25 protein-coding genes and 1 pseudogene are annotated in these 21,827 nt (G+C 36.5%); 13 read left to right on the top strand and 13 right to left on the bottom strand.

Annotated features, from left to right (window positions below; translation table 11 throughout):
• Position 1: 1 nt before the first annotated feature.
• A complete protein-coding gene (locus ACIGAM_RS01695) occupies positions 2-733 on the bottom strand; it encodes a polyprenol monophosphomannose synthase (protein ID WP_396509732.1) in 732 nt (243 codons plus the stop codon).
• 107 nt (positions 734-840) lie between these two features.
• On the opposite strand from ACIGAM_RS01695, the gene ACIGAM_RS01690 reads away from it, so the two are divergent.
• Together ACIGAM_RS01690 and ACIGAM_RS01685 are read left to right on the top strand one after the other, a co-directional pair.
• Positions 841-1,506, top strand: coding sequence for a DUF4271 domain-containing protein (locus ACIGAM_RS01690; protein WP_396509731.1), 666 nt, complete (start codon positions 841-843; stop codon positions 1,504-1,506).
• Positions 1,507-1,522: 16 nt separating this feature from the next.
• Entirely contained in the window at positions 1,523-2,272 is a 750-nt protein-coding gene (locus ACIGAM_RS01685) for a uroporphyrinogen-III synthase (RefSeq protein WP_396509730.1), read from the top strand.
• A gap of 70 nt (positions 2,273-2,342) precedes the next feature.
• On the opposite strand, the gene pckA is transcribed toward ACIGAM_RS01685, so the two are convergent.
• Together pckA and ACIGAM_RS01675 are read right to left on the bottom strand one after the other, a co-directional pair.
• Positions 2,343-3,953 carry a phosphoenolpyruvate carboxykinase (ATP) gene (gene pckA / locus ACIGAM_RS01680; protein ID WP_396509729.1) on the bottom strand — a complete coding sequence of 537 codons (1,611 nt, stop codon included), beginning with the start codon at positions 3,951-3,953 and terminating at the stop codon, positions 2,343-2,345.
• Between the two features lie 71 nt (positions 3,954-4,024).
• The gene (locus tag ACIGAM_RS01675; RefSeq protein WP_396509728.1) at positions 4,025-4,411 is read right to left on the bottom strand and encodes a DUF423 domain-containing protein; all 387 of its coding nucleotides are present in this window, start codon (positions 4,409-4,411) and stop codon (positions 4,025-4,027) included.
• 73 nt (positions 4,412-4,484) lie between these two features.
• On the opposite strand from ACIGAM_RS01675, the gene ACIGAM_RS01670 reads away from it, so the two are divergent.
• Positions 4,485-5,849: a saccharopine dehydrogenase family protein gene (locus ACIGAM_RS01670; RefSeq protein ID WP_396509727.1), complete on the top strand. Its 1,365-nt coding sequence runs from the start codon at positions 4,485-4,487 to the stop codon at positions 5,847-5,849.
• A 58-nt stretch (positions 5,850-5,907) separates the two neighbouring features.
• A complete protein-coding gene (locus ACIGAM_RS01665) occupies positions 5,908-6,378 on the top strand; it encodes an Lrp/AsnC ligand binding domain-containing protein (protein ID WP_028376824.1) in 471 nt (156 codons plus the stop codon).
• Between the two features lie 127 nt (positions 6,379-6,505).
• Here ACIGAM_RS01665 and ACIGAM_RS01660 read toward each other — a convergent pair whose 3' ends face one another.
• Positions 6,506-7,483 (bottom strand): acyl transferase, encoded by a 978-nt coding sequence (locus tag ACIGAM_RS01660; RefSeq protein ID WP_396509726.1) that lies wholly within the window; start codon positions 7,481-7,483, stop codon positions 6,506-6,508.
• A 159-nt stretch (positions 7,484-7,642) separates the two neighbouring features.
• On the opposite strand from ACIGAM_RS01660, the gene ACIGAM_RS01655 reads away from it, so the two are divergent.
• Both ACIGAM_RS01655 and ACIGAM_RS01650 read left to right on the top strand, forming a co-directional pair.
• Positions 7,643-8,326 carry a response regulator transcription factor gene (locus ACIGAM_RS01655; protein ID WP_396509725.1) on the top strand — a complete coding sequence of 228 codons (684 nt, stop codon included), beginning with the start codon at positions 7,643-7,645 and terminating at the stop codon, positions 8,324-8,326.
• Positions 8,326-9,408 (top strand): sensor histidine kinase, encoded by a 1,083-nt coding sequence (locus tag ACIGAM_RS01650; protein WP_396509724.1) that lies wholly within the window; start codon positions 8,326-8,328, stop codon positions 9,406-9,408. Before ACIGAM_RS01655 ends, ACIGAM_RS01650 begins: the two co-directional genes overlap by 1 nt.
• A gap of 90 nt (positions 9,409-9,498) precedes the next feature.
• On the opposite strand, the pseudogene ACIGAM_RS01645 reads toward ACIGAM_RS01650, so the two are convergent.
• Positions 9,499-9,765, bottom strand: a pseudogene (locus ACIGAM_RS01645) (glycosyltransferase); the annotation flags it as partial.
• Positions 9,766-10,667: 902 nt separating this feature from the next.
• Here ACIGAM_RS01645 and trmB point away from each other — a divergent pair.
• The 7 genes from trmB to ACIGAM_RS01610 all read left to right on the top strand — a co-directional run bounded on the left by trmB (position 10,668) and on the right by ACIGAM_RS01610 (position 15,314).
• Entirely contained in the window at positions 10,668-11,342 is a 675-nt protein-coding gene (trmB, locus tag ACIGAM_RS01640) for a tRNA (guanosine(46)-N7)-methyltransferase TrmB (RefSeq protein WP_396509723.1), read from the top strand.
• Positions 11,343-11,348: 6 nt separating this feature from the next.
• The gene (locus tag ACIGAM_RS01635; RefSeq protein WP_396509722.1) at positions 11,349-11,981 is read left to right on the top strand and encodes a LysE family translocator; all 633 of its coding nucleotides are present in this window, start codon (positions 11,349-11,351) and stop codon (positions 11,979-11,981) included.
• The gene (locus tag ACIGAM_RS01630) at positions 11,968-12,321 is read left to right on the top strand and encodes an MGMT family protein (protein WP_396509721.1); all 354 of its coding nucleotides are present in this window, start codon (positions 11,968-11,970) and stop codon (positions 12,319-12,321) included. Before ACIGAM_RS01635 ends, ACIGAM_RS01630 begins: the two co-directional genes overlap by 14 nt.
• A 139-nt stretch (positions 12,322-12,460) precedes the next feature.
• Positions 12,461-13,597: a P-loop NTPase gene (locus ACIGAM_RS01625; protein WP_396509720.1), complete on the top strand. Its 1,137-nt coding sequence runs from the start codon at positions 12,461-12,463 to the stop codon at positions 13,595-13,597.
• A 3-nt stretch (positions 13,598-13,600) separates the two neighbouring features.
• Positions 13,601-13,843: a NifU family protein gene (locus tag ACIGAM_RS01620; protein ID WP_028376815.1), complete on the top strand. Its 243-nt coding sequence runs from the start codon at positions 13,601-13,603 to the stop codon at positions 13,841-13,843.
• A 148-nt stretch (positions 13,844-13,991) separates the two neighbouring features.
• Complete coding sequence (locus tag ACIGAM_RS01615) at positions 13,992-14,900, top strand: hydroxypyruvate isomerase family protein (protein ID WP_396509719.1); 909 nt, start codon at positions 13,992-13,994, stop codon at positions 14,898-14,900.
• Positions 14,901-14,993: 93 nt separating this feature from the next.
• Positions 14,994-15,314 (top strand): 2Fe-2S iron-sulfur cluster-binding protein, encoded by a 321-nt coding sequence (locus tag ACIGAM_RS01610; RefSeq protein ID WP_396509718.1) that lies wholly within the window; start codon positions 14,994-14,996, stop codon positions 15,312-15,314.
• 55 nt (positions 15,315-15,369) lie between these two features.
• On the opposite strand, the gene ACIGAM_RS01605 is transcribed toward ACIGAM_RS01610, so the two are convergent.
• The 8 genes from ACIGAM_RS01605 to ACIGAM_RS01570 all read right to left on the bottom strand — a co-directional run bounded on the left by ACIGAM_RS01605 (position 15,370) and on the right by ACIGAM_RS01570 (position 21,738).
• The gene (locus ACIGAM_RS01605) at positions 15,370-16,071 is read right to left on the bottom strand and encodes an SGNH/GDSL hydrolase family protein (RefSeq protein WP_396509717.1); all 702 of its coding nucleotides are present in this window, start codon (positions 16,069-16,071) and stop codon (positions 15,370-15,372) included.
• 1 nt (position 16,072) lies between these two features.
• Positions 16,073-16,789, bottom strand: a complete 717-nt coding sequence (locus ACIGAM_RS01600) for an SGNH/GDSL hydrolase family protein (protein ID WP_396509716.1) — start codon at positions 16,787-16,789, stop codon at positions 16,073-16,075.
• A gap of 22 nt (positions 16,790-16,811) precedes the next feature.
• Positions 16,812-17,708, bottom strand: coding sequence for a metallophosphoesterase (locus tag ACIGAM_RS01595; protein WP_396509715.1), 897 nt, complete (start codon positions 17,706-17,708; stop codon positions 16,812-16,814).
• Between the two features lie 35 nt (positions 17,709-17,743).
• A complete protein-coding gene (locus ACIGAM_RS01590; protein ID WP_028376810.1) occupies positions 17,744-18,520 on the bottom strand; it encodes a DUF3050 domain-containing protein in 777 nt (258 codons plus the stop codon).
• Between the two features lie 78 nt (positions 18,521-18,598).
• Complete coding sequence (locus tag ACIGAM_RS01585) at positions 18,599-19,777, bottom strand: acyl-CoA dehydrogenase family protein (protein ID WP_028376809.1); 1,179 nt, start codon at positions 19,775-19,777, stop codon at positions 18,599-18,601.
• 140 nt (positions 19,778-19,917) lie between these two features.
• Positions 19,918-20,589: a tRNA1(Val) (adenine(37)-N6)-methyltransferase gene (locus ACIGAM_RS01580; RefSeq protein WP_396510080.1), complete on the bottom strand. Its 672-nt coding sequence runs from the start codon at positions 20,587-20,589 to the stop codon at positions 19,918-19,920.
• 72 nt (positions 20,590-20,661) lie between these two features.
• Positions 20,662-21,186 (bottom strand): ribosome maturation factor RimM, encoded by a 525-nt coding sequence (gene rimM / locus ACIGAM_RS01575; protein ID WP_396509714.1) that lies wholly within the window; start codon positions 21,184-21,186, stop codon positions 20,662-20,664.
• Positions 21,187-21,198: 12 nt separating this feature from the next.
• Positions 21,199-21,738 carry a 30S ribosomal protein S16 gene (locus tag ACIGAM_RS01570; protein ID WP_396509713.1) on the bottom strand — a complete coding sequence of 180 codons (540 nt, stop codon included), beginning with the start codon at positions 21,736-21,738 and terminating at the stop codon, positions 21,199-21,201.
• Positions 21,739-21,827: the final 89 nt, after the last annotated feature.

Below are 21,827 nucleotides of genomic sequence, written 5' to 3'. Positions count from 1 at the left end.
CTTATATTGCGTATCCTTTAAAAAGACTTTTAATCTTCATTCCTATTACTCCAAAAACAGCTTCACTAAAAATCCCTGTACTCATTTTGCTGGTACCTCGGGTTCTGTCTACAAATATCACCGGCACTTCAGAAATCTTAAAACCCAGGAGATGTGCTTTAAATTTCATTTCAATCTGAAAAGCATATCCTACAAATTTAATTTTATCGAGTGTAATCTGCTCTAAAACTTCACGTTTATAACAAATAAAACCGGCTGTAGTATCGGCAATATCGAGCCCTGTTATAAACCGAACATATTTTGAGGCTACATAAGATAATAGAACTCTTCCCATAGGCCAGTTAACAACATTAACACCTGTTTTGTATCTAGAACCTATAGCGAGATCTGCATTTCCTCGAGCGCAGGCGTTGTACAAGCGTATTAAATCATTAGGAGAATGAGAGAAGTCTGCATCCATTTCAAAAATATAACTGTACGCTCTACTTAAAGCCCATTTAAAACCTGCTATATAAGCAGTACCTAATCCATTTTTGCCAGGTCTTTTAATTAAATGTAGTTTGTCTTTAAACTCCTGCTGTAAACCAGCAACAAGTTGTGCTGTGCCGTCTGGTGAGTTGTCGTCAACAACCAGTACCTCAAATGCACGTTGTTGCGCAAATATATTACGCAATAACTTTTCTATATTCTCTGCTTCGTTATAGGTTGGGATTATGACGAGCGAACCTGCCATCGTATGTAATTTAAACGCAAATGTAATTATTTTGCACGTTAATTGTCTGCTGCAACTGTCTAAACTCTTTGAATTATATTAATTTTAACCTCTCAATTAATAGCATAGTGCAAGCTCTAGAACGCAGTTTTATTAGTAATGACTGGATAACCATTGTAGTTGTTGCATGCCTGATACTTATTGTTCTGGTTAAAGTTGCATATGAGACTCGATTTATAGATTTTACAGAACTACTTATAAATGAAAAGTACCTTCTTAAGGCAAATAAAGAAATTAAATTTCAGGATCCGTTTAACCTTATACTTTTTGTAGCGCAGCTCTTATCGATTTCTCTTTTTATTCATATTGCGCTAATGCGTTTTGGTATAGCTGTAGAAATTGCTCCAGTTTTGCTATTCATACGTATTGCATTAGTCTACATTGTATTTGTCGCTCTAAAATTTTTTATTGAGCGTATGATGGGTGTTTTATTTAGTGGCGAGCAAGTCTTAAGTTCTTATCAATTTCAAAAGTTGAGTTACCGAAGCTTTTTTGCAATGATATTGTTGCCGGTTAATGCACTGTTTATCTACGGCTTAAATCCTAGCCTGGTATTAATAAAAATAATAATCGGGATCTTTATTTTATTCAACTTAATCAGTCTTTTCAATACGTTGCGTAGATATGAAAAGTTGATTTATTTCAATCTTTTTTATTTTATTTTGTACCTTTGCGCACTTGAAATTGCACCCTACTTCATTTTATATAAGGTGTTTAGTATGGGAGTTAATTAAACAAATTTTAATGTCTATGAAAGTGAAGACTATTTTGGTATCACAACCAGAGCCAAAAGTTGAGAATTCCCCCTATTTTGAACTGCAAGAGAAGAAGCGAGTTAAGGTTGATTTTGTGCCTTTTATACATGTAGAAGGTGTTTCAGGGAAGGAAGTTAGGCATCAAAAAATTGACCTGAACAAATACACGGCAATTATTCTAACAAGTCGTAATGCTGTCGATAATTTCTTCAGAATCGCCGATGAGATGCGTTTCAAAGTTCCAGATTCGTTAAAATATTTCTGTCAGAGTGAGGCTGTTGCATATTATCTTCAGAAATATGTAGTCTACCGTAAGCGTAAAATTTACGTAGGTAAGCGCACGTTCACTGAAATGTCAGCGATTTTAAAGAAGTATAAGACGGAAAAGTTTTTATTACCATCCTCAGATGTTTTAAAGCCTGAAGTTCCTTCGGTTCTTAATGATTTAAAGCTTACCTGGGATAGAGGTATTTTCTATCGTACGGTTGTAAGTGACCTATCACATTTAAAAAATGTGACCTATGATGTATTAGTGTTTTTTAGCCCTAGTGGAATAAAATCTCTTTTTGAGAATTTCCCAGACTTTAAACAGAATGATACGCGTATTGCTGTTTTTGGTAACTCAACAGTTAAGGCGGTTGAAGATGCCGGTCTTAAAGTAGATATTATGGCGCCAACTCCTGAGACACCGTCTATGACAATGGCACTTGAGAAATACATTGATGATGTAAATAGTAAAAAATAGTTTGTTCTATTTTTAACTCATAAAAAAAGGCTCCTGTATGGAGCCTTTTTTAGTTTAACTATTTTATCAATTAACCTAATGGTGGTTGACCGGCCATAATCTCATCACTGGCAAATGCTTCAAACTTTTTAAAGTTTTCTTTAAATGCTGCTGCAAGTTTAAAAGCGGTCTTATAGTAAGCATCTTCGTGCTCCCAAGACTGTCTCGGACTTAGAATATAATTAGGAATTCCCGGACAGGTACGCGGCTGAGCGAGTCCAAAAACCGAATGTATATGGTAATTCTCATAATTTAAAGGACCCAAATCTCCGTTTAATGCAGCATTGATCATCGTGCGTGTGTACTTTAGTGGCATACGCTCACCCACACCGTAAGACCCGCCGGTCCAGCCCGTATTTACCAGCCATACATTTACATTAGCAGCTTTCATTTTTTCACTTAACATTTCGGCATAACGCGTAGGATGTAGCGGCATAAATGGCGCTCCAAAACAAGCTGAAAAAGAGGGTATAGGTTCTTTAACGCCGGCTTCTGTGCCAGCAACTTTTGCTGTGTAGCCACTTATGAAGTGATATGCTGCTTGTCCTGGTGTTAATTTTGAAATAGGAGGTAAAACCCCGAAGGCATCTGCTGTTAAAAAGAAAATATTCTTAGGAGTAGTTCCTGTTGAAGGTTTCTGAATATTTTTTATGTGGTGTATTGGGTAGCTTACACGAGTATTTTGTGTGATTGATGTATCTTCAAAATTTACTGAATCATCATCATTTGAAACTACATTTTCTAAAAGAGCACCTTTTTTAATCGCATTAAAAATATCTGGTTCTTGCTCTTTAGATAGGTTGATCACTTTTGCATAGCAGCCTCCTTCAAAGTTAAAAATAGAATTATCTGCAGACCAGCCGTGCTCATCATCTCCTATAAGTTTTCTTTTAGGATCTGCGCTTAGTGTTGTTTTACCGGTTCCTGATAAGCCAAAAAACAAGGCGGTTTCTCCATCTTCTCCTACGTTTGCAGAACAGTGCATAGGAAGAGCATTTTTTTCGGTAGGTAGTAAGAAGTTTAGCACAGAAAATATACCTTTTTTTATCTCACCTGTATATCCCGTTCCTCCTATTAAAATTGTTTTTACTTTAAAATTTACAATAGCAAAATTTTCTTGTCGTGTACCGTCTAGTTCAGGATTCGCTTTAAATCCCGGGGCATTTATAATAAGCCAGTCTTCTTTAAAGTTTTCTAGTTCTTCCTCTTTAGGGCGTAAAAACATATTGTACGCAAAAAGATTAGACCATGGGTGCTCATTAATGACGCGTATACCTAATCGGAAACGTGTATCTGCACAAGCAAAAGCGTCGCGCACATACAAATTACGGTCAGATAAATAAGTTGTCATTTTCTCTTTAAGCTGACTAAATTTTTGACTGTCAAATGGAATATTAATATCTCCCCACCAGACATCATCACGAGTAAGTTCATCAATTACAATAAAACGATCTTTAGGAGATCTTCCGGTAAATTTGCCTGTGTCTATAGCTAAGGCACCTGTAGATGTTTCTCTACCTTGGCCCAGATCTACGCTAATAGATTGAAGTTCTTCCGGTTCTAATTGATAATAGGTTGTGGCATTTTTGATTCCGTACTTTGATAACGCAATCGTTTTCGTTAATAAGGCGCTTGAAGCCATAAAATTGAATTTTTGGTAAATACGAGCCAAAATTAAGTCTTTATTTTTGCAAATTATTTAATTTTAACTAATTATTTTGCAGATTTGATAAAGTTGTAACAGATACATATCCAGGCAGATATAAGTAGCGCGCCTCCTATAGGTGTTATCCAGCCCATAGGGGAGATATCTATTCCCGTAAGAGGTCGTGTGCTCAATAAATAAATTGAGCCGCTAAAAAGGAGGATACCGCTAATAATTAAATAGAAAACAGTTTTTAGAGCTTTTGAATTTAAGGGTAAAAAACTACCTGCAATAAGCAGTAAAAATGAATGATACATTTGATAACGTACTCCTGTTTCAAAAGAGTTTATAGCTTCGGCACTTAAGCTATCTTTAAGACCATGAGCTCCAAATGCGCCTAAAATAACAGCCATTAAGCCTAAAATAGAACCAGTAATAAGAATTTTTCTTTTCATAATAACATTTTTTAAGCGCTATCAAATGATTAATTTTCTAAGAACTCAACGCAGGCAAAAATAAAACATTATTATGCGAAAAATATTAATTATAGGTGCAGGAAAATCTACTGCGCAATTAATTCAATACCTTTTAAATAAGGCAGAAAAAGAAGAAATACGATTAGTTGTAGCTGATCAAATTTTAGAAAATGCCGCTCGTCTAATTAAGAATACGTCGTATGCCGAAGCGATAGAATTAAATATTACAGATGTTCAAGCGCGCCAGCAACTTATTAAATCAGTAGATATTGTAATTAGTATGTTGCCTGCTCACCTACATTTTACCGTTGCAAAAGACTGTTTGGATTTAGGCAAAAGCCTGGTTACGGCTTCTTATATAAGTAATGAAATGTTACAAATGGATGAAGCAGTAAAAGCAAAGGGCTTAATTTTTATGAATGAAATAGGTCTTGATCCCGGCATTGATCATATGAGTGCTATGCGGGTGATAGATAGAATACGAGACCAGGGAGGAAAGATATTACTGTTTGAATCGTTCTGTGGAGGCTTGCTAGCTCCCGATAGTGATACTAATTTGTGGAATTATAAATTTACTTGGAATCCCAGAAATGTTGTGCTAGCAGGACAAGGAGGTGTTGCAGAATTCATACAGGAAGGGACGTACAAGTATATCCCATACCACCGTCTTTTTAGACGTACCGAATTTCTGGATGTTGAAGGTTACGGGCGATTTGAGGCCTATGCAAATCGTAACTCTTTAAAATACCGAAGTATTTACGGTCTTGAAGATGTACTTACTTTATATAGAGGTACGATGCGTAGAGTTGGTTTTTCTAGAGCATGGAATTTATTTGTGCAGCTCGGTATGACTGATGATAGTTATACATTACAAGATACAGAGCATATGAGTTACAGGGAGTTTACAAATCTGTTTTTGCCTTATTCTCCTACAGATTCAGTTCAATTAAAATTAAGACATATGCTCAAAATAGATCAGGATGATTTATTATGGGATAAGTTATTAGAACTCGACTTGTTTAACGGTTCAAAGCTACTAAAGCTTAAAAACGCTACTCCAGCACAATGCTTGCAACGCATTCTCGAAGATAAATGGACTTTAGAGAATACCGATAAAGATATGATTGTGATGTATCACAAGTTTGGATATGAATTAAACGGAGCGCAAAAACAAATTGACGCTACGATGGTAAATATAGGTGAGAATCAAACGTATACAGCTATGGCTAAAACAGTAGGGTTGCCCGTAGCTATAGCAACATTAAAAATTTTAAATAAAGAGATCATACAGCCTGGTGTACAACTCCCAATTAGTAGAGCGGTTTATGAGCCTATCTTAAAAGAATTAGAGAATTACGGGATTGTATTTAAGGAATACAACGTTCCCTATTTAGGTTACAATCCGCATCACTTATAATGGCAATTGGTTTATTAATATAAGTATAAGTAGTACTTTTAATTACAAATAGTGCTTTATGAAAATTGTAAATGAACAGATCGCAATTGACGGAATCGATAAAATTATTTTGCGTCAACTTATGGATGATGCCCGAAAACCTATTTTAGAGATTGCTCGCCAGGTGGGTATTTCTGGTGCGGCAATACATCAACGTCTTAGAAAATTAGAAAAGTCAGGATTAATAGCAGGCTCTCGTTTTATTGTAGATCCTAAAATTTTAGGCTATAATACAATGGCTTTTGTAGGTATTTATTTAGACAGGGCGATGAGTAATCCTAAAGCAGTAAAACAGCTAGAGGAAATACCTGAGGTAATAGAATGTCACTACACGACAGGAAACTGGTCTGTTTTTATTAAAATTCTCTGTAAAAATAACGAGCATTTAATGCATTTGCTCAATAAAAAAATACAGGCTATTGAAGGTGTTTCTCGTACCGAAACCTTTATTTCTTTAAATCAACAAATAGAACGACAAATACAGATTTAAACATAAAAAACCCGGCACTTTAAAATCTTAAAGTATCCGGGTTTTTCAACTTAACTAACCAATCAATTATGAACACCTATATAGTCGTTTGTAAGTAAGTTAGCTTACACGGTTTTTAAATATTTTTTTAAAAAACCATTAAATTACATCCGCGTATATCTGAGGTGTCAAAACGACCCAAAATCTCAAAACGATTTTCGTCAATTTTCTTTCCTAAATCTTGAGTTGCTATAAACGGGCAAGAGTAGTGATTGGCGAGATCTATAACATTTATACCGCCGGTAGTTCCCGGTTTTACAAGTTGTAGCGCGTCTTCTGTATCGCGCATAAAAACCTTAAGCCAGGGGGGCGTGGTGAATATCCCGTTTCCGTTTGAGTAGCCTTGTGATAATAATTCAGTCATACCGTATTCACTGTGAATTTCACTAACGCCAAATCCTTCCTTTAAGATCTGATGAAGCTCTTCACGTATAAGTTCTTTTCGTCTACCTTTCATACCGCCTGTTTCCATAATTATAGTTGAATTCAGGTTAAATTTGAATGCTTCAACTAAATCTAGTAATGCAAACGACACCCCTATTAGCAGCACTTTTTTTCCTTCGGCATCTAGACGTTTTAATCTTTTACTTAGCGTTGTATAATCATTTAGATAAAAACCACTGTCTGGTTGATTGCTGTCTTTAATGAGTTGATCTACCATTAAAATTAATGAAGATCCATCTCGCTCCAGATAAGAGGGTAATAGTGCAAGTATGGTATATTCTTTAATGTTTCCATAATGTATCCTAAAGCTTTGGCGAAAACTTTTTATGTATAAATCAAGATCTGTAACGTGATGTTTGCTGGTTACACTTCCTGTAGTGCCACTGCTTGTAAATGTAGTTTGAACAGGATCTGTAGATGCCACCACATCAAATTGTTTAAAGAACTGAATGGGTAAAAACGGAATTTCTTCTACCGTGTTAATTGTCTGGGGATCAGCCTGTAAAAGATCGCAAAACCTTCTGTAAATCGAGTTAGAATGCCACTGGTGCTTAAAAGACTGAAGTGCCAAATCTTTAAATTGTGACTTGCTGGAAATATCAAAAATAGCGTTAGGATGCATACCATTATTTAGAATTGTAAAGGTATTTAAAATGAAAGTCTCTTTTCCTATATATTAGCTATAAACTGCTCAACTTTATCTAAATGTTACCAATGTAAATAGCAATGCTGTGCCACGATTTAAACCTTATCTTTACGATTACATTAAATCTTTATACGCATGAAGAAAAAGGAAATTAAAATTTTGCTCGTTGATGATGAGCCAGATATCCTGGAAATTGTAGGTTATAATCTTAGTAACGAAGGGTATCAGGTCATTACTGCAGAAAACGGTAAAGAGGGTGTTAAGATGGCAAAAAAGCATAATCCGCATCTTATTATTTTAGACGTGATGATGCCTGAGATGGATGGTATCGAGGCGTGTGAGCAAATACGTAAACTTCCTGAACATGCAGAAACTATAATTACATTCTTGACTGCACGAGGGGAAGACTATTCTCAGGTAGCGGGCTATGATGCAGGAGCAGATGATTACATTACAAAACCTATAAAGCCTAAAGTTCTTGTAAGTAAGGTTAAAGCTCTACTACGAAGACTTAAAGAGGAAGAAGAGGGAGATGCACTTGTTAAGGTGGGTGATCTTGTTATAAATCGTGAAGAATACAAAATTATTAAAGACAAGAAAGAGCTAGTACTTCCTAGAAAAGAATTTGAATTATTATCGCTATTAGCTTCAAAACCCGGTAAGGTGTTTAAACGAGAAGATATTCTTGATAAAGTATGGGGTAACGAGGTTGTTGTAGGTGGTAGAACTATAGATGTTCATATTAGAAAGCTACGTGAAAAAATAGGAGATAAACGATTTAAAACCATAAAAGGGGTAGGGTATAAATTTGTTGTTTAATGTCTGCTAATTTTAAAAAATCATATCGCTTTGCGGGTTTTTCTGCGCTTTATATAACGGTTTTCTTAACGCTCTTTGTGGGCGTTTTTTTCTACACAGAGGGGCGGCTAAGTATAGTTTGGCTTATTAGTTTTTTCTTAATAAGTTTTTGTTTTTCATTTGTTATTCTTCAGGTTAGGGTTGAGAAGTTTATTTATAAGCGGGTAAAAAAAATATATGATGATGTGTCGTTGCTTGATGTTACTACATTAAGAAGGGGCCAGGTTACTACAGATATGGGCACGCTTACTAAAGAAGTAGAGCGTTTTGCAGCCAGTAAAAAACTAGAGATTGAATCCTTAAAAATACGGGAAGAGTATAGAAAGGAGTTTATGGGTAATGTAGCTCACGAACTCAAAACACCACTGTTTACTACGCAAGGATATATACATACATTGCTAGACGGGGCGATGAAAGATAAAACAGTACGTAAAAAATATCTTAAGCGTGCAGCAGCAGCAGTAGAGCGTCTAGTGTATTTAGTAAGTGATCTTGATATGATCTCAAAGTTAGAAGTGGGAGATCTCAATTTGCGCTATGAGTATTTTGATATGGTAGAGCTTGTAAAAAACACGTTTGATTTACTAGAGATGAAAGCTGCTAAAAAGAATATTACATTAGCCTATGATATGCCTTATAATGGTCCTATAATGGTTAATGCAGATCGAGAGCGTATACAGCAATTACTTACTAATCTTATTGTAAACTCCATTAAATATGGGAAACAAGATGGTACTACTGAAGTTTCTATAGAAAATTTAATACAAAATAAAGTAATTGTACGGGTAACCGATAATGGTGAAGGTATTGCTTCAGAACACATCCCACGCTTGTTTGAGCGTTTTTACCGTGTAGATAAAAGTGGGTCGCGTCGGGAAGGCGGTTCTGGTTTAGGTCTTTCTATCGTCAAGCACATTATTGAAGCCCATGACGAAAAGATTTATATAGAAAGTGATTTTGGAGTGGGATCTGAGTTTTCTTTTACCCTCGAAAAGGCCGAAGAGCTCCCGGAACCTACCATCTTCAAGGACCCATTGATTTGATAATTTATCAAAGCCACTATAGACTTTTACTTTACTCAAGTCTTTAACTTTAAAATGTTCTTGTTCTGCATACGGTACAATCCCGGCTTTCTGAAAACGTTTTGCCAGGTATTCCTGTTCGGTTTGCCCGGGAGTAGGTATAAAAAAGGCTTTCTTACCTAGCTTTACTAAATCCATCACTGTAGTATACCCAGATCTGCTTATTATAAGATCACTCGAGCACAATGCAGACTGTAAATCCTCAGACTCCATATAGTTTACAATCTTCATGTGGTCTTTTACACAACTTGTTTGCGTCTCCTCTATTACGCCACGTACAATTAGAACCTGACCTTTGTAATGCTTTAATTCATGCATAAGTATTTCTTCAAGCTCGGTGCGCTGAGGTTCGGGACCACTAAGCAAAACCATCACATCGTATATAGATTTCTTTTCTTTTGCTTCAAGGCGAGATAGAGCACCTATATATCTTACCGGAATGTCGTAGTTTTTAGGATGCCCCAACTTTCCGCTTAGATTAGGTTCTTTTTCAAAATCGGGAACCCAGCATTCATCAAAGCGCTTTATGTAACTGCGGTGCATCGCTGAGGTAAGCTTTGTTGTTTTACCGCTTAAAACCTGTAATTGATGTGTGATGAAAACGGTAGGGATTTCTGGATGATATAAGCCTAATCTGTTATCAGAAATAACCCCATCAATAGACTTTAATTTAACCAGGTTCTTTAAGTGTTCGCGCTCTTTACGAATGGCGGTAAGTACTTTTGGACTGCGCAACAACATTTTCCACTTAAAACGTTTTCCGTTTTTTGCATATTCAATTTTATACGAAGGCAGTTCAATAGCTTTTAGCTGCGGAAACTCTTTTTTTAGCAACTCCAGCGCCTGCCCATCACTTGCAATAATAACCTCAAACCCTTCAGATATGAGCTCACGTATAATAGGCACACATCGCGTAGCGTGACCTAGACCCCAGTTTAGTGGAGCTACAAGTATGGTTTTTAATTTTTGCACCTTACAAAATTGAGATAAGTCTCAAACACAAATGTTTCCGCTAGATTAATAAACTATTAAACCTACTAAGTTTTTTCTATTATTTACAGATTATATGGCAGGTTTAAATTATTGAAAATTAAAGGTTTGAAAATATTATGATATGTTATTTCTATGTTATCTGGTATTTCAATCTCAATAAAGCAGGTACTATTTCAAGAGTACTCGTATCTTTGGCGCGTAATTTTTTAATCATTTAGATACCTGGTTTGGGAAGTAAAAATAAATTAAGACGCTTTCGCGAAAATGAAACATTTAGTAACGTCGTACAGCCTGAGCGAAAAGACCTTACAGATCAGGAATTTCCTTTAAAGGGAAACTGGAATCGCGATTTTTTTAAAAATGACCAGCCTATTGTTCTTGAATTAGGTTGTGGTAAGGGAGAATATACCGTAGGACTTGCAAAGCGGTTTCCTGAGAAAAACTTTTTGGGAATAGATATTAAAGGAGCTCGCTTTTGGAGAGGAGCTAAAACTGCTTTAGAAGAAGGAATTACAAATGCAGGTTTTATGCGTACTCAAATTGAGCTGGTAGATAAAGCGTTTGCTGAAAATGAAGTGTCTGAAATCTGGATTACTTTTCCTGACCCACAGATAAAGTACAAGCGCACTAAACACCGTATGACCAATCCTCATTTTTTAGAACGCTACAAAACAGTTCTAAAGTCCGAAGGATTAATGCATCTCAAAACAGACAGTGAGTACATGCATGGGTACACATTAGGCCTGCTTGAAGGTTTGGGTCATGAGATTTTATATGCGCACCATAATATTTATATCAATCACGATGCGCCAAAAGAAGTGGTTGAGATACAGACTTTTTATGAAAAACAGTATCTTGAAATAGGAAAACCTATAACATATATCAAATTCAGGATTAACTAGAGGCTTTTGGAAATAACAAAACTATTTTTCATCACCTATTTTGCAGCATTCCTTGGGGTATTACCTCCAGGTCTAGTAAACATGTCTGTTGCTAAAACCTGTGTTCATAGGGGTAAGCGCAATGGTATGTTAGTGGCTTTAGGTGCTTCAATAATAGTTTTAGTACAAGCATTTGTAGCGATACTTCTTGCGCGATACATATTTAGCCATCCCATAGTACGCAATACTTTATTACGCACAGGGATTGTAATATTTGGGATGCTTGCTGTGTATTTTTTTATTGCTGCAAAAAAGAATAAAGTTAAAGAGGTTGAGATACCTAAACACTCGGGTAGAAAGAGTTTTGCAAAAGGTATGCTGGTAGCACTCATAAATGTACTTCCTATACCTTATTTCTGTGCGTTAAGTGCTGCTTTTAATGTAACAAGTTCTATTGATAATGGTTTAATAGAAGTCTTACTTTTTGTTCTTGCAGCAGCTTCTGGTACCTTCACTGCTCTTTATATTTATGTAGTAGGCTTCAACCGAATTCAAAATGAACCCCGCAACTTTGCTAAATATTCTAATTATTTTATGGCTGCGTTAATGGTCGTCTTAGTTGCACTCACACTTATACGTATGCTGTATGCTAAAACCTGAAACGCTTAATTTCTTTCAGCGGGTATACACCGTAGCGCGTCAAATACCCTATGGGAAAGTAACGTCTTATGGAGCTATAGCAAAATATCTGGGAGCAGCTGGTAGTGCTCGTATGGTAGGTTATGCTATGAACGGGGCTTCTAATCTTGAGGATGTTCCTGCACATCGTGTGCTTAATAGAAATGGCATACTTACCGGTAAACATCATTTCCCGGGAACCCATTTGATGCAGCAACTTTTAGAAAGTGAGGGCCATACTGTGATTAATGATCAACTTCAAGACTTTAAAAACCATCTTTGGGACCCCGTAAAAGAAATGGGTTTTGATCGTAATGATTAATGCTACATTTCGGCTAAGACTCAAGTCTAAACACATCTAATAATAGAACTAATCAATATAGAGATAGGCAATAACTCTTTCGAGTTCTGAAGTTTTCAGCCTATATTTGTATTTTTAGAATCAATCTAAGTAAGTTAACGTGAAGTTAGAAAAACAAGCAATATACGATGCACTGAAAACCATTAGTGCGCCTGGTGAAGGAGAAGATATGGTAACGAGTGGTGCGGTAACAAATGTCATGACTTTTGGCGATGAGGTTATCGTAGATATAACAATCAACAATCCTAGTTTGCAAGCAAAAAAGAAAACTGAGGTTGAGATCATGAAAGTTATACATGCAGAAGTGCATATGAAGGCTCAGGTAAAAGTTAATGTGCGTGTAGATACTCCTGAAAAGCAAACCAAAAACGAAATTAAAGGAAAACCTATTCCTGGAATTCAAAATATAATTGCGGTAGCTTCTGGTAAAGGAGGGGTAGGTAAGTCTACAATTACCGCAAATCTTGCAGTTAGCCTGTCAAAAATGGGCTTTAAAGTAGGAATACTTGACGCAGATATTTATGGTCCTTCAATACCTATAATGTTTGATGTTCAAGATTCTAAGCCACTCTCTGTAAAAGTTTATGGTAAACAAAAAATGCAACCTGTAGAAAGTTATGGTGTAAAAATTCTTTCTATAGGATTTTTTACAAAGCCAGATCAGGCTGTAGTTTGGCGTGGGCCTATGGCCTCTAAAGCTTTAAACCAGATGATTTTTGATGCAGCCTGGGGAGAACTTGATTTCTTATTGGTAGATCTTCCTCCAGGAACAGGAGATATTCATTTAAGTATCGTTCAAGCAATGCCTTTAACAGGTGCAGTAGTGGTAAGCACTCCACAAAATGTTGCTTTAGCAGATGCTAAGAAAGGGGTTGCTATGTTTCAGCAAGAAAGTATAAACGTACCGGTTTTAGGTATTGTAGAGAATATGGCTTGGTTTACTCCAGAAGAGTTGCCAGATAATAAATATTATATTTTTGGCAAAGACGGGGCGCGTAATCTTGCAGAAGACTTGGGTGTGCGTTTGCTAGCTCAAATTCCTTTAGTACAAAGTATACGAGAAGCGGGTGATGTAGGTCATCCTGCAGCATTACAAAATGACACTATATTAGCAGAAGCTTTTGAAAGTATGATGCGTAATACTGTAGAAGAATTAGTGAAGCGTAATGATGATTTACCCCCTACCGAAGCGGTAAAAATCACTACAATGGCCGGCTGTTCTGCCGTTAAAAAATAGATTATGACAGATTTAGAATTAAAGGGTAAAGTTGAAGATGCATTAGAAGAAATCAGACCTTTTTTGCAAAGTGATGGTGGTGATATTGCATTACTAAGTATAGAAGATGGTACTACAGTTAAGGTTCAGCTTGAAGGCGCTTGTGTAGGTTGTAGTGTAAATCAAATGACCTTAAAGAGTGGTGTTGAAATGACTATTAAAAAACACGCGCCTCAAATTCAGAATGTTATTAATGTAGTAGCATAACATATAATATAAAAAATAGTTTCAAAAAGCAGTTTTAGTTTACCTAAAACTGCTTTTTTTATGTGTAAAAGCTATATTTATAAGCGTAAAATTTACATTCTATAAAGTAAATGATTAGTTTTATTCAAATTACAAACTTCAACTTATTATGAGCCATTCTAACGGTCGCAGAAACGCTTTAAAGAACATCGCACTTACAACCTCTGGTATAAGTCTAGGATTAACCGCTTTGAGCTGCAAAGATTCGCCTAATAGCTCAGAGGCCACAATCGCAGCACCAGAAGATGACTCTTTAAAAGGAAATGTAAACCATTCTGCGTGCTACTGGTGTTATGGCTCAATGCCTTTAGAGGAGTTCGCTAAAAGTGCAGCTGACTTAGGTTTAAAAGGGATTGATTTATTAAAACCCGCAGAGTGGGAAATTGCTGAGAAATATGGTTTAAAATGTGCTGTTGCAACAGATACATTTGCAAATATTCAAGATGGTTTTAATGATAAAGCCAATCACGTTTCCCTTCAGGAGCAGTACAGTGTTTTAATTGATAAAGCTTCGGCTCAAGGCATTAAAAATGTAATTGTATTTTCAGGAAACAGACGTGAGCTATCTGAAGATGAAGGTCTCGTGAACTGTGCAGAAGGTCTGGCTCCTTTAGTAAAACAAGCTGAAGAGAAAAATGTGGTTCTAATAATGGAATTATTAAACAGTAAAATAGACCATAAAGATTATCAATGTGATCATACTCCCTGGGGTGTGAAACTTTGTGAACTTATAGGCTCTGAAAATTTTAAACTTTTATACGATATCTATCATATGCAAATTATGGAGGGTGATGTTATACGTACTATAGAAGATTATCATTCCTATATCGCACACTATCATACGGGTGGTGTACCGGGCCGTCACGAGATTAACGATGGTCAGGAGCTTAATTATCCTGCAATAATCAAAGCTATTTTAGAAACGGGATATACAGGTTATGTGGCTCAAGAATTTATTCCTACTTACGAAGATAAAATAGCAGCTCTAAAAGAGGGTGTAAAAATTTGCGACGTTTAATTAGACTCTTCATAATCCTATTCTTTTAGTAGGTTTTTAAGGTGGTCGAAAGCTGTTTTTTACTAATTTAGCTTCCTCTTAAGAAAAGCAGATATGCAGGATATAACAATTACAGTAATAGACCGGGAAGGTGTTGCTCACGCGCTAGAGGCGCCTACAGATATGAATCTCAATTTAATGGAAGTGTTCAAAATGTACGAACTTCCGGTTGAAGGTACTTGCGGTGGAATGGCAATGTGTGCATCTTGCCAATGTTACGTAGTATCAGATCACAAGCTAAATGAAATGGGTTATGATGAAGAGGCAATGCTTTCTGAAGCTTTTTATGTGGAAGATAACAGCCGTTTGGGATGTCAAATTCCTATAACGCCAGATTTAAACGGATTAGAAGTCAAGTTAGCTCCTGAGAGTTAAAATAAGTTGTATAATTAATAGATAAGCCTTAATGATACTACACATTAAGGCTTTTTTATTTTAATAGTTTTTCGATAATTGGAATTAAGCGCGCTACAAATTGAGTGTGCGCTGCTGAAGATGGGTGTAAATCATCCTCGGCTACAAGATGAGGAGAGTTTAAGCCTTTGCGCGTAATGTCAACAATATCTAAAAACAAGGCGCCACGATCTGCTGCGATTTTTTTAGTGAACTTATTGTACACATCAATTTTTGAAGAAATACGTTTTGTTTTTTTTTCTTTTAATCCAAAAGGGGTGTATGCATAATCTGGGATTGAAATTACAATCACACGTTGAGCATTTCCTTTAGAATGATTAATTGCAAAATCTAAAAGAAGTTCAAATTCAGTTTTAAATTGATTGAAAGATTTTTTCTGATAGATATTGTTTACTCCTATCAAGAGAGTGGTGAAGTTGAAGTCTGAAGCAATATTATTTTTCTTTAAAGTTGCTATTAAATTATCTGTTCTCCAGCCCGGTTCTGCATAGCGAGTGAGCTTAACATCACGTTTTTTATTTTCATTTAGAGCATAGGAGAGTTGTACAGGGAATGCACATTTGTAGCAAACACTCGTGCCTGCGGTATAACTGTCGCCAAGAGCTAAATATTTTAGCTGTGTAACAGTAGTCTTAGCTTCTTCAGAATTTTGAGTAAATCCTAAATTGCAATTGAAGAAGAGAATTAGAACAAATAAAGTGATTTTTATACGCTTCATTTTAATTTTCAAATGACTTATTAATAAGTGGTATTAAACGATTTACAAATAAAGCATAAGCATCTTTAGAAGGGTGTAAACCATCAGAAGCAACAAGATTGGGCTGAGATAAGCCTTTTCTGGTAATGTCTGTGATATTTAAAAAGATCACTCCATTAGCTTTAGAAAGCTCTTTAGCATAAGTATTGTATTCATCTATTTCGCTAGAAATATCTTCCGGGTTTCTATAATTTAAACCGAATGGTGTGTAAGCATAATCGGGTATTGAAATAACAACAACGCGTGCTGCATCTCCTTGAGCTAGTTGTATTGCAGTTTTTAGAAGAGTTTTGAAGTCTTTTTGATATTCAGAAAATACGATTCCCTGATATTGATTATTAACACCTATTAGAAGGGTTACAAGATCAAAATCAGGATTGAGATTCTCACTAGCTAAAGCATTTATAAGGTTGTCTGTGCGCCAACCTGTACGGGCAATTATAGTGGTTTCTAAACCGCTACTCGCTGTGGTTTCAAATCTATTTTTGAGTTGTATTGGAAACTTACAGTTATCGCAAACGCCTTCTCCTATAGTATAGCTGTCTCCTAAGGCGAGATAGGAATATGATTGTTCAAAAGAAGTACTGGTTTCTTTTTCTAATTCTGCCGAAGCGCTGCAGCTGGTCGCAATAATTATAATTAAAACGAGATATGCGTACTTAAATAGAAATATGTTCATATTAGATATACGCTGTGCCCGGCTATTCGGTTTTATAATCAATAAGCTTCTGTGGTCCTTCTAATAAAACACGTACAATTTTAAGTACACCATCATCTGTAGTTGCAATTTGCCATTTTATAAGTGAGATGGCTCCATTTTCAATTTCTAAACCAGTTATACTTCGCGGATGTACGCAGCTGCCATCATTAAAATAGGCAATATCACCGGGTTCGGGAAAGCGTGGTCTATGTGTGTGACCGGTTATTGTGAATTGGTTATTTCGTTCTGTAATCCACTTTTTAGTCTTGCGTTCTACCTTAATAAGTTCTAAGTAGTTTTTTGCAGGGCTGGTGGGGTCAGAAATTCCGGCTCCTTGCAACGGTCTCCACAATACACGTACTAAAAACCGATTGAATTGCCAGCCTACATAATTCATCCAATCTGCCTGATGACCATGACATAAAAATAGCTCTTGGCCGGTTTGTGCATGTTTTAATATTAGCGCTTCGTGAACTTGTATTCCCGGAAATAGCGGTTGTTGGGTATTTGTTTTTCGATCGAAAAAACTATGGAGATTTTTCTCAACCTGACTTTTATTTTTATAAATCATGTCGTGATTTCCCCATAGTAAATGCAATCTCTTATCATTGTAAAACAATTGCATCAAACCATAAATATTTTTATGGGATTCAAACAGCGTACTGAAGTTTAGATTTTCCCAGAGTTCATCACCATCGCCTAATTCGCAATATGTAAAATCATTTTGATAGTATTGCTTTAAGGCGTGATAGTAAATATTGCGGTTGTTAGCAAAATCGTCTGCACCGCTATTGTCACCTCTGTGGCAATCACTAAATAGAATAAATTTACTGGAGTCGTCAAAAGTTACGACAGGAGCATTTTTAAAAGCCTTATCGAATCTGGAGATAAATGACATAGATTATCTTTTAACTAAAGATACACTATGCTTCTTTATGCTGTGATTTTAGAAACTATTTCCTGATCAATTCCATTCCAAAGCACGCAACGTTTTTTAAGAGCAGTTACAGCAGTTTGTTTTACTTCTTCCCATTTTACAGGGTCATCTCCGCATAATTCTGAAACCATTTGTAAGGCCATAGGCCCGTGCTCATCACCATCTAACTCGATGTGACGGTCAAAGTAATATTTAAACAGAGTAAGATCTTCCATAGGGAAATTTTGCTGTATGTTTTCGATTATTTTTGTAAACATACTGGGTATAAGATCTTCTCTGCCAAAGGTAAAAGCAGCTGCAATCTTATGTGCTTTACCTTCAGAAATAGTTTCAAATGTAAATCGTAGAAATTCTTTTACAGTTTCTGGGATTTCACTCACTGCTATTACCAGAAAAATATCTGTGCCGTGGGTGATATGACTTAAAAAAGAGTTTATTTTTTCGGTGGAAGCTTCTGACTTTGCCATCGCGTCAAGGTACATTTCAAAATGACTTTGACGTTTCCCATCAGGATTTAAATCTGTTTCTTCAGCTAAAACTATCTCATTAATTAGATAGCGTATTTCAGGATTTCCTAAAGGATACCAGGGTGTAGAAACCTTAGTTAAATCAAACTGAAGGGCTTTTAGTAATGACATAAAATCCCAGACAGCAAAAACGTGATGTTGCATAAAAGCCTTTAAATCTGCCGGAGTACGCAAATTTTTATACAAACGGTGATTTAATAACTGGTCTTGATACGGGGCGATCGCCTTATTCACATCCTCAATCATACTCTGTATTTTCTCGCAAAACTAGTAAACTATTAAGACTATAGCTTAGTTTAAACCTTGATATTATTTATAGTACTATTATTTAAATGCATTTAAACCCGTGATATCCATACCGGTTATAAGTAAATGAATGTCGTGTGTACCCTCATAGGTTACCACGCTCTCTAAATTCATCATATGTCTCATAATACTGTACTCTCCCGAGATACCCATTCCTCCTAAAATCTGGCGTGCATCACGTGCAATTTTAAGAGCCATATCGACATTGTTTCTTTTTGCCATAGAGATTTGCGCAGAAGTAGCTTTGCCTTCATTGCGCAATGTTCCTAAACGCCACGCCAGTAATTGAGCTTTTGTAATTTCGGTAATCATTTCTGCGAGTTTTTTCTGCTGAAGTTGAAAAGAACCAATAGGCTTTCCAAATTGATGACGTTCTTTTGCATAGCGCAGTGCAGTGTCATAACAATCCATAGCTGCGCCAATGACCCCCCAGGCAATTCCAAAGCGAGCCGAATCTAAGCACATAAGCGGTGCACCCAACCCAGATTTATTGGGTAGTAGATTTTCTTTAGGCACTTTTACATTGTCAAATATCAGTTCACCTGTTGCGCTGGCGCGCAAAGACCATTTATTATGTGTTTCTGGAGTTGAAAACCCTTCCATTCCGCGTTCTACGATAAGACCGTGAATACGCCCTTCTTCGCTTTTTGCCCAGACTACAGCGATGTCTGCAAAAGGAGAATTGGATATCCACATTTTTGCACCATTTAATAAATAGTGATCGCCTTTGTCCTTAAAGTTAGTCACCATACCGCCAGGGTTAGAGCCGTGATCGGGCTCCGTAAGGCCAAAACATCCCATATATTCGCCACTGGCTAACTTCGGAAGGTATTTTTGACGCTGTTCTTCATTCCCAAATTTAAAAATGGGATACATAACCAGCGATGATTGTACAGAAGCCGTAGAGCGAACCCCGCTGTCACCGCGTTCTATTTCCTGCATAATAAGTCCGTACGAAATTTGATCTAGTCCTGCGCCGCCATATTCTTCAGGAATGTAGGGGCCAAAAGCCCCAATATCTGCAAGCCCTTTTATTATTTGTTTTGGGAATTCAGCCTTTTGTGCCGCCTCTTCAATTATGGGCGATACATCGCGCTTCACCCAATCCCTTGCTGCTGTGCGTACAAGTTTTTGTTCATCAGTTAGCAGGTCATCTAAATTGTAGTAATCTGGAGACTCAAAAAGATCTGGTTTCATAATTGTAATATTTTCATTTTAAATATTTTAAATTTAAAATGATTGAATTAATAGCGGTTATACTCTTTGTTTTTGTAGAAAATGACAAAAAATCTATAACTAATATTACAATTTTTTAGATTAAAATGCTCAAATGAGCGCTACATTTTGAGGTAGAAATCTTTGACAAGATCTATGTATTGAGACGTGTAGACATGTCTTTGAATCTCAATAATTAGCGTGTCTTCTTTCGGATTAGTTTCTTGAGTGGTAAAAGCTATTAAAGAACGCTTGGGAGATGTTGCTGCAGCAGTACCTTTTACACGCGTGATTTTTGAAGGATATAAACCTGTTTTTGAAGCAAGGCTTAAAAATTCTTCTTCACGTGCGTTGGGAATTATTACACAAAAAATACCGTTTGTGTTTAATAAGTGACGGGCAGAAGCAACCAGTAAATCAAAAGGCATTGCGTCTTCAAAACGTGCTTGCTCCCGAGCTGAGTTTTTTTGTTCGGTAAGGGGGGAATTTCCTTCAAAATAGGGAGGGTTACATACAATTAGATCGTATTTATCTTCAATTTCTGTTGCGAACTCATATAAATGTGCGTGATAACAAAAAAGACGATCTCCCCAGGGCGCATTTTCAAAATTAGACACGGCTTGCTCGTATGCAGCATCATCTAGCTCTAAGGCATCTATAAGCTCGGCGTCAGAGCGCTGAGCAAGAATTAAAGCAATAATGCCGGTACCGGTGCCTATATCAAGTATAGCATCTGGAAAATGAGTTACCGGTGCCCAGGCACCCAGCAAAACGCCATCTGTACCTATTTTCATGGCACATTGATCCTGAGCTATTGTAAACTCTTTAAATTTAAAAGGCTTTGACACTTAGAAAATAATTAGAGGCTAGATGTAAATATCAATCAAGCCTTCTGGCGCATCAATAGTAATGATTTTTGTACTGCGATCTACTTCTTTGATAAAGTCATCGTTAATAGGAATCAGGACTTCTTTGCCTTTATGATCAATTTCAAAAAGGGCCTGAGAGGTATTATCGTTTACACCGGTTATGGTGCCCACTTTCCCAAAAGAAATATCTTTTACCGTAAAACCTATAATCTCGTGGTAATAAAACTGTGTGCCTTCAAGTTGAGGTAACATTGAAAGCGGTAAAAAAAGTTCTGCATTAATTAGATCTTCTGCATCTTCTTCTGTGTTTACGTCTTCAAAATCAATACGAAGTAATGTAGATTTATGCAGCTGGCAAGAATGAATAAAAAATGGAACCAGATTGCCGTTAAAATCGACAAATACTGATTCCAGATTTTCATACATTTCAGGCTCATCAGTATCTAGCTTAGCTAGTAACTCGCCCTTAAAACTAAATTTTCGCACGATTTTGCCCAGATAGAAACATTCTTCTTTGCGCATCGTGAGTTTTATTTATTTAGCTTCTTCTTCGTTGTTTTCTTCAGTCGCAGGAGCTTCTTCAATTGCAGCTTCTGCCTCAGGAGCAGCCTCTTCAGCTACTTCTTCAGGTTGAGCAGCAGCGATACGAGCTTCGTTTGCAGCTTTTTCAGCAGCTAAAGCCTCTTTCTTTGCCTTTTCCTGTTCTTTAGATAGATTGTCTTTTTTAGACTCTACTTTAGAAGATTTTTCTTCTAACCAAGCATTGAATTTTTCTTCCATTTGCTCCTCAGTAAGCGCACCTTTACGTACACCACCGGCTAAATGATTTTTCAATAAAACACCTTTGTAAGAAAGTAAACGTTTTGCAGTTTCAGTAGGCTGAGCCCCGTTTTGCAACCATTTTACTGATGAATCTACGTCTAAATCAATAGTCGCAGGATTTGTGTTTGGATTGTAAGTTCCTAGTTTTTCTAAGAATTTACCATCACGTTTAGCGCGCGTATCTGCGGCTACTACCCAATAAAAAGGTTTTCCTTTTTTACCGTGTCTTTGTAATCTGATTTTTACTGGCATAAAAATTAATTTTTGAGGTACCCGACCTCGATTATAATTTGTTGAATACTATAATTAAACACAGGCTTAAAAATAGTTTCTCTAAATGA

The organism is Leeuwenhoekiella sp. NPDC079379 (assembly GCF_044542075.1).
Classification (GTDB): domain Bacteria; phylum Bacteroidota; class Bacteroidia; order Flavobacteriales; family Flavobacteriaceae; genus Leeuwenhoekiella.
The sequence above is the reverse complement of the archived record's forward strand: the minus strand, read 5'-3'. Positions and strand labels throughout refer to the sequence as shown.